The organism is Nocardioides sp. (assembly GCF_035697785.1).
Taxonomy (GTDB): Bacteria; Actinomycetota; Actinomycetes; order Propionibacteriales; family Nocardioidaceae; genus Nocardioides_B.
Map to the genome: position 1 here is coordinate 1 of NZ_DASSCL010000035.1, position 7,165 is coordinate 7,165.

8 protein-coding genes are annotated in these 7,165 nt (G+C 71.5%); 6 read left to right on the top strand and 2 right to left on the bottom strand.

Annotation, left to right across the window (positions count from 1 at the left end):
• On the bottom strand, positions 1–654 hold a 654-nt coding region (locus VFH10_RS03760; RefSeq protein WP_325126078.1), incomplete at its 3' end, for a sulfite exporter TauE/SafE family protein.
• Between the two features lie 112 nt (positions 655–766).
• On the opposite strand from VFH10_RS03760, the gene VFH10_RS03765 reads away from it, so the two are divergent.
• From VFH10_RS03765 to VFH10_RS03775, 3 genes are read left to right on the top strand one after another with little or no spacing between them, the layout of a single operon-like run.
• Positions 767–2,119: an SLC13 family permease gene (locus tag VFH10_RS03765; RefSeq protein ID WP_325126080.1), complete on the top strand. Its 1,353-nt coding sequence runs from the start codon at positions 767–769 to the stop codon at positions 2,117–2,119.
• 48 nt (positions 2,120–2,167) lie between these two features.
• On the top strand, positions 2,168–2,932 hold the full coding sequence (locus VFH10_RS03770; protein ID WP_325126082.1) for a class I SAM-dependent methyltransferase: 765 nt from the start codon (positions 2,168–2,170) through the stop codon (positions 2,930–2,932).
• 22 nt (positions 2,933–2,954) lie between these two features.
• Entirely contained in the window at positions 2,955–4,487 is a 1,533-nt protein-coding gene (locus VFH10_RS03775; RefSeq protein ID WP_325126084.1) for a CoA-acylating methylmalonate-semialdehyde dehydrogenase, read from the top strand.
• Between the two features lie 4 nt (positions 4,488–4,491).
• Here the strand turns inward: VFH10_RS03775 and VFH10_RS03780 are convergent, their stop codons facing one another.
• A complete protein-coding gene (locus VFH10_RS03780; protein ID WP_325126086.1) occupies positions 4,492–4,887 on the bottom strand; it encodes a hypothetical protein in 396 nt (131 codons plus the stop codon).
• A 207-nt stretch (positions 4,888–5,094) separates the two neighbouring features.
• On the opposite strand from VFH10_RS03780, the gene thpR reads away from it, so the two are divergent.
• Genes thpR through VFH10_RS03795 form a run of 3 tightly spaced genes read left to right on the top strand, consistent with a single transcriptional unit; the run spans position 5,095 to position 7,119 of the window.
• Positions 5,095–5,676 carry an RNA 2',3'-cyclic phosphodiesterase gene (thpR, locus tag VFH10_RS03785; protein WP_325126093.1) on the top strand — a complete coding sequence of 194 codons (582 nt, stop codon included), beginning with the start codon at positions 5,095–5,097 and terminating at the stop codon, positions 5,674–5,676.
• 18 nt (positions 5,677–5,694) lie between these two features.
• A complete protein-coding gene (locus VFH10_RS03790; protein ID WP_325126088.1) occupies positions 5,695–6,468 on the top strand; it encodes an MOSC domain-containing protein in 774 nt (257 codons plus the stop codon).
• A 3-nt stretch (positions 6,469–6,471) separates the two neighbouring features.
• Positions 6,472–7,119, top strand: coding sequence for an ACT domain-containing protein (locus VFH10_RS03795; protein ID WP_325126091.1), 648 nt, complete (start codon positions 6,472–6,474; stop codon positions 7,117–7,119).
• Positions 7,120–7,165: the final 46 nt, after the last annotated feature.

Genomic DNA, 7,165 nt, shown 5'->3' on the forward strand with positions numbered 1-7,165 from the left:
CGCGATCAGGCCGATGATCACCCAGTCGAGCGGGGCCGCGAAGACGAACACGACGGTCGCGGCGATGTTGGCGGACAGGATCGCGAGGTTCTTCAGCGCGTTGATCGACTGCAGCGGGATGTCGAGCCCGAGCGCCAGGAACGCAACCAGCATGACACCCTGGCCGGCCCCGAAGTAGCCGCCGTAGACACCTATCAGCGATGCCACCCCGGTCAACTTCGGACCCATCACCTCGCGGTCGTCGGCGATCGGCCGGCCGCGCCGTGCGGCCACGCGTCGTACGCGCGCCGACACCACCGGCTGGATCCCGACCAGCGTCGCCGCCAGCAGCACGAGATAGGGGACGATCGCCTCGAAGGCGTCGGGGGAGAAGGCGAGCAGCAGTACGGCGCCCAGCAGTCCACCGCAGCCGCTGGTGAGGGCGACCCGTGCGACCAGGTGCGGGTAGTCGGCCATCTCCCGCCGGTAGCCCCACGTCCCGGTGACCCCGCCCGGCACCAGACCAACGTTGTTGCAGACGTTGGCGACCAGGGGGCTCACCCCGACCGCCAGCAGGATCGGGAAGCTCACCAGGGACCCTGCGCCGATCGCGGTGACGACGATTCCGGCGCCCAGCCCGGCGCCGATGATCGCGAGCACCTCGAGCCAGTCCACCTGCGGGAGTCTAGGGACGATCAGGTTGGAGGGCTCCGGGGGATTCAGGCTCGGACTCGAGGGGAACGGTCTGGTGTGACAGCGGTCACGTCTCGGACCTAGGAAGTGCCTCATGTCCCCTGAATGGGTGTCGATCCTCGCCCTCGCCGCGCTTTTCATCGTCGGAACCCTGCTGCCCATCAACATGGGCGCGCTCGCGTTCGTCGCCGCCTGGCTGGTCGGCATGTACTCCCTCGGCATGCCCGAGGACGACATCATCGCCGGGATGAACAGCGACCTGGTGCTCACCCTCATCGGCATCACCTATCTGTTCGCGATCGCCAGGAACAACGGCACGGTCGACCTGATCGTCCAGAAGGCGGTGCAGGCGGTCGGGGGTCGGGTGGCGCTGATCCCCTGGGTCATGTTCGCGATCACCGGCGTCCTGACCGCGATCGGGGCGGCCAGCCCGGCGGCCTGCGCGATCATCGGTCCGATCGCCCTCGGCTTCGCCGGCCGCTACAAGATCAGCCCGCTGCTGATGGGCATGCTCGTGGTGCACGGGGCGCAGGCGGGCGGCTTCTCCCCGATCAGCATCTACGGCACGATCACCAACTCGGTGATGGCCGACAACGACCTGCCCAACGGCGAGATCGCGATCTTCCTGACCAGCCTGATCGTCAACCTCCTGATCGCAGTCGCCCTGTTCGCCGTCCTCGGGGGCCGCGAGCTGATGAGCCGCAGGATCGACACCAGCGTCCCGGCAGGCGCCGAGGATCACGGGGACGGTGCCTCGGGCTCGGGCACCGGCGGCGGCGCGGCAGGGACTGGCGCCGGCACCTCGGGCGGCACCATGACCGCGGTCGAGGCACCCGCGACCAGCCGCATCAACACCGAGCAGGTCATCACGCTGGTCGCGTTCCTGGTCGTCGCCGTGCTGGCGCTCGTCTTCGAGCGCAACATCGGCTTCTGCGCCATCACCGCCGCGGTCCTGCTCGTCGCGCTGTACCCGTCGTCCAACAAGGGTGCGGTGTCGCAGATCGCGTGGGCGACCATCCTTCTGCTCGCCGGCGTCACGACGTTCGTCGCCGTTCTGGAGGAGGCGGGCACCCCGGAGTACGTCGGGCAGCTCGCGGCGGGGATCGGCACGGCGCTGCTCGCGGCCCTGCTGCTCTGCTACGTGGGCGGCATCGTCTCGGCGTTCGCCTCCTCGACGGCCCTGCTGCCGATCATCATCCCGATCGCGATCCCGCTGATCGACGCGGGCGGAGTCGGCGCCGTCGCCCTGGTCGCCGCACTCGCCGTCTCCTCCACGATCGTGGACGTCAGTCCGTTCTCCACCAACGGGGCGATCATGCTCGCCAACTGCCCGGACACGATCAGCCAGGAGAAGTTCTACAAGCAGATCCTCGGCTACTCCGCGATCGTGGTCGCGGTGGGCCCGTTGCTGGTGTGGGCGGCCGTGGTGCTCCCGGGCTGGGGATAGGCCGCTCGGGCGATCGACGACGGGTTCACCACGGACTAGGTTCGGCAGGTGACCTTCGACGTCGTCGCCGAAGCCTACGACCGGTTCATGGGCCGGTTCTCCGAGCCGTTGGCCGACGAGTTCATGGCGGTGGCCGGCCTGCGCCCGGGTCAGCGGGTGCTCGATGTGGGCTGCGGCCCGGGTGCCCTGACGCGTCGTCTGGTCGCGGCGCTCGGGGCGGACGCGGTCTCGGCCGTGGATCCGTCGGCACCGTTCGTCGCGGCCGTGCAGGAACGTTGCCCCGGCGTCGACGTACGCCGTGCGTCCGCGGAGGACCTGCCCTTCGACGCCGACACCTTCGACGTGGCGCTGGCCCAGCTCGTCGTGCATTTCATGCAGGACCCGGTCGCGGGACTGCGGGAGATGGCGCGGGTGACCCGGCCGGGTGGCGCGGTGCTGGCGTCGGTGTGGGACCACGCCGGTGACGCCGGCCCGTTGTCGACGTACTGGCGCGCTGTACGCGAGCTCGACCCTGGTGCCCGCGACGAGTCCGGGCTGGCCGGGGCCGCCGAGGGGCACCTGACCGAGCTGGCCGTGAGCGCGGGGCTGGACGACGTACAGCCGTCGTCACTGACCGTGCACGTCGGCTTCGCGACGTTCGAGGACTGGTGGGAGCCGTACACGCTCGGGGTCGGACCCGCCGGCGTCTACGTGGCCGGCCTCGGCGACGAGGCGCGTGCCGCACTGCGGGCTCGCTGCCAGCAGCTGCTGCCGCCGGCGCCGTTCGAGATGGCGGCCTCAGCGTGGTGCGTCGTCGGCCGCGTGCCCGGCTGACCGGGCCACGGTGGGTCAGGCGATGGACATCCAGCACGGGGCGGACGAGGAGGACAGCGTGAGGACGATCGAGCACTGGATCGCGGGCAAGACCACGAGCGGGACGTCGGAGCGGACCGCGGCGGTCTACGACCCCGCGAGCGGGCGGCAGCAGGCGGAGGTCGTGCTGGCGACGGCCGAGGACGTGCGCGAGGCGGTCGCCGCGGCCGGTGAGGCGTTCTCGGCGTGGAGCCAGACGTCGGTGAGCGCCCGCACCAAGATCCTGTTCGCGTTCCGAGAGCTCGTGAACCGGCACGCCGACGAGATCGCCGGGCTGATCACGGACGAGCACGGCAAGGTGCTCTCCGACGCCCGCGGCGAGGTCCAGCGCGGGCTCGAGGTCGTCGAGTTCGCCAGCGGCATCGCGTCGTTGCTCAAGGGCGACTACTCCGATCAGGTGTCGACGGACGTCGACACGTACTCGTTCCGGGAGCCGCTCGGCGTCGTCGCCGGGATCACGCCGTTCAACTTCCCGGCCATGGTGCCGATGTGGATGTTCCCGGTCGCGATCGCGTGCGGCAACACGTTCGTGCTCAAGCCGAGCGAGCGCGACCCGTCGGCCTCGATGCGGCTGGCCGAGCTCTGGCAGCAGGCGGGTCTCCCGGACGGGGTGTTCAACGTCGTGCACGGCGACAAGGTCGCGGTGGACGCGCTGCTCGATGCGCCCGAGGTCGCGGCGATCTCGTTCGTCGGCTCGACGCCGATCGCGCGCTACATCCACGAGCGGGGCACCGCCAACGGCAAGCGGGTCCAGGCGCTGGGTGGCGCGAAGAACCACGCGATCGTGCTGCCGGACGCCGACCTCGACTTCGCCGCCGACCACCTGGCCGCTGCGTCCTTCGGCTCGGCCGGCGAGCGATGCATGGCGATCTCGGCGGCTGTCGCCGTGGGTGCCGCGGGCGACCGGATCGTCGAGGCCGTCAACGACCGGGCCCGCGCGGTGCGGGTCGGCGCGGGACGCGACGCCGACAGCGAGATGGGGCCGGTGGTCACCCGCGAGGCGCAGCAGCGGATCGTCGGCCTGATCGACGCCGGTGAGGCGCAGGGCGGCCGGGTCACGGTCGACGGCCGCGGCTTCACGGTGCCGGGGCACGAGGACGGGTTCTTCGTCGGACCCACCGTCATCGACGCGGTGCGCCCGGAGATGGACGTCTACCGCGAGGAGGTGTTCGGGCCGGTGCTGTCGGTGCTGCGCACGGACTCCGTCGACGAGGCGATCGCGCTCATCAACGCCAACCCCTACGGCAACGGGACGGCGATCTTCACCTCGAGCGGTGAGGCCGCGCGCCGGTTTCAGCGAGGAGTGCACGTCGGCATGATCGGGATCAACGTGCCGGTCCCGGTGCCGATGGCGTTCTACTCGTTCGGCGGCTGGAAGGACTCGCTGTTCGGCGACAAGCACGTGCACGGACCGGAGGGCGTGGCGTTCTACACGCGCGCGAAGGTGGTCACCGCCCGCTGGCCGCACGTCAGCCACGCCAGCGAGGCGAGCTTCCACTTCCCGACGTCGAAGTAGCCGCCTACTGCGGGGTGAGTGCCCGCTTCCTCTTCTTGGCGACCCGGCGGTCCCGGGCGAGCGCCAGCAGGTTCAGGCCGGCCCAGCCGAACGTGATGGCGAGGACCTGCGCGCGCGTCTCCTCGTCCTTCGTCTGCGGGGCGAGCAGCAGCCCGTCGGAGACGTCGCACGCGACCCGGATCAGCATCGCGGCCGTCACCGAGCGCTCCGACCGCCCCAGGAGGCCGACGGCACTGATCGCGAGGTCGCGCGCGCCGTACGTCCGGGCGAGGAGGTCGTAGTCGCCCTGCGACTTGCGGTCGTCGGTCAGGAACCGCCCCAGGTGCCTCGGTGTGGACAGCGCATAGCCGCCGTACGTCGCGCTCGCGGCGGACATCAGCCGGCTCCAGGTCATCGTCATGGGCCCTGTGTACCCCGCAGTCGGTGACTGATGTTTGGGGGTGGGGGCCAATTCACTGGGTCCCCTGTGAATTGGCCGCTTCCCGGTGTGATCTCACCACGGGAAGGTGCAGATCGCCCGGGGAAGGTCGCGGGGGGGGCGGCAGCGGGCACTCCTTGCGTGAGCGTCGGGTCCCGGGCCAGCCGGGGCTACGGTCGGATCGTGAGGATGTTCGTCGCGCTGCTGCCCCCGGACCCGGTCGCCGAGGACCTCGCCGAGTTCCTGACGCCCCGGCAGGAGGCCGGTGACGGGTTGCGCTGGACCGTCCCGGAGCAGTGGCACGTGACGCTCGCGTTCTTCGGCGACGTCGCCGAGCGGCACGTGGACGACCTGGTCGAGCGCCTCGGCCGGGCGGCGGCGCGGCGTACCGCCGTCGACCTGCGCATCTCCGGCGCCGGCGCGTTCCCCAACCCGCGCCGGGCCAAGGTGGTGTACGCCGGCATCGACGCCGCGGGTCGTGACGAGGAGCTGCGCCGGATGGCCACCGGTGCGCGCGCCGCGGGGTCGAAGTCCGGCGCGGGTGGAGACGGCGGCAGGTTCCACCCGCACGTGACGCTGGCCCGCAGCGGCCGGCCCATCGAGGCGACCCGCTGGATCCGGGTCCTGGACCCGTACCTCGGACCGTCCTGGACGGCGAAGGAGATGGCCCTGGTCGAGTCGCACCTCGGGGAGGGACCGCGGCGCCGGCCGCGCTACGAGGTGGTCGGGACCTTCGCGCTCGGCGGAAACCGCGACGTAACGCACGCGTGAGATGGTCGGCTCGTGCGAGTGACCCGGATCGGTTTCACCCCGTTGAAGGGCGCCCGGCACGTCGAGCACCCGTCGGTGGAGCTGTCGCCGCAGGGCCCGGTCGGCGACCGGGCGCTGTGCCTGGTGGACCCCGCGCGCGACCGGGTGCTCCGCACAGTCGAGAACCCCACGATGCTGCGGGTGGTAGCCACCACGGCCGGCCAAAGGTTCGGCGTGACGCTCGGCGACCGGCGGGCCGACGCTGTACCCGAGCCGACCGGGGATGTCCGCAAGGTCGACTACTGGGGTCGGGTCGCCGAGGTCGAGCTGCTCGACGGACCGTGGGCGCGGCTGCTCTCCGAGCATGTCGGGTACGACGTGGCGCTGGCCCGTCCCGCCCACCCCGGCGAGGTGGTCTACGGCGGATCGGTGAGCCTGGTGACCACCTCGTCGCTGCACCGGCTCTCGGCCCGGGTCGGGGCACTCGTCGAGGGAGCCCGGTTCCGACCCACCTTCGTGGTCGACACCGGTCCGGAACCGCCGGGTGTGGAGGCGCACTGGGTCGGGCGCCACCTCACGCTCGGTGACGCGGAGGTCCGGGTGCGCGGCCCCATCCCGCGTTGTGCGGTCGTCGACCTCGACCCCGTCTCGGGGGAGAAGGACCTGCCGGTGCTGAGAACGCTGGCGGGATATGGTCGAGGCGAGGGAGCCGTTCCGCCGGTGAGGGAGCCGGAGTTCGGCGTGGATGCCGACGTCGTACGTCCGGGCCGGGTAGCCCTGCACGACCCGGTCGCGGTGGGAAGGACCGAGTGAGCGATGCCCTTCCTGCTGCGCGTCGAGCTGCCGGACGTGCCCGGTTCGCTGGGCCGCGTCGCGACCGCCATCGGTGAGGCCGGCGGCGACATCGAGGCGATCGAGATCGTCGAGCACCGACGCGACGGCACCGCGGTCGACGACGTGCTCCTCGAGACCGCGCACGGTGTGATGCCCGACTCGATCGTGTCCGCGTGCAACCAGCTCGACGGCGTGCAGGTGCTCTGGATCTCCCGGTACGCCGCCGGTGGCAACCTGTTCCTCGACCTCGAGGCCGTCGAGGCGCTGACGCAGAGTCCCGCCACCGCCTGCGACGAGCTGGTCGACCTGCTTCCGTTCACGTTCCGCGCCGACTGGGCGATGCGGGTGCGCAGCAGCGACGCCGGTCCCAAGGTGCTGCACCGGACGTCGGCCGCCCCGGACCTGCTCGAGGTTGCGGACGCGTGGTTCCCCCGTGCGCACGCCGCCCGGCTCCCGCTGCCCGAGGAGTGGAAGCACCTGGAGTCGACCCTGGTCGCCGGTGCGCCGCTCAACGACCACGACGAGATGGTGGTGTTCGGCCGCCGCGGCGGGCCCGACGTACTCGACTCCGAGCTCGCCCGGCTGGAGCATCTGGCCGCCCTCGCGGTGTCGATCACCCGGGCCGGCTGAGCTTCCCCGGCGGCCGATTACCACGGTCCCGTGGTAATCACCCCGT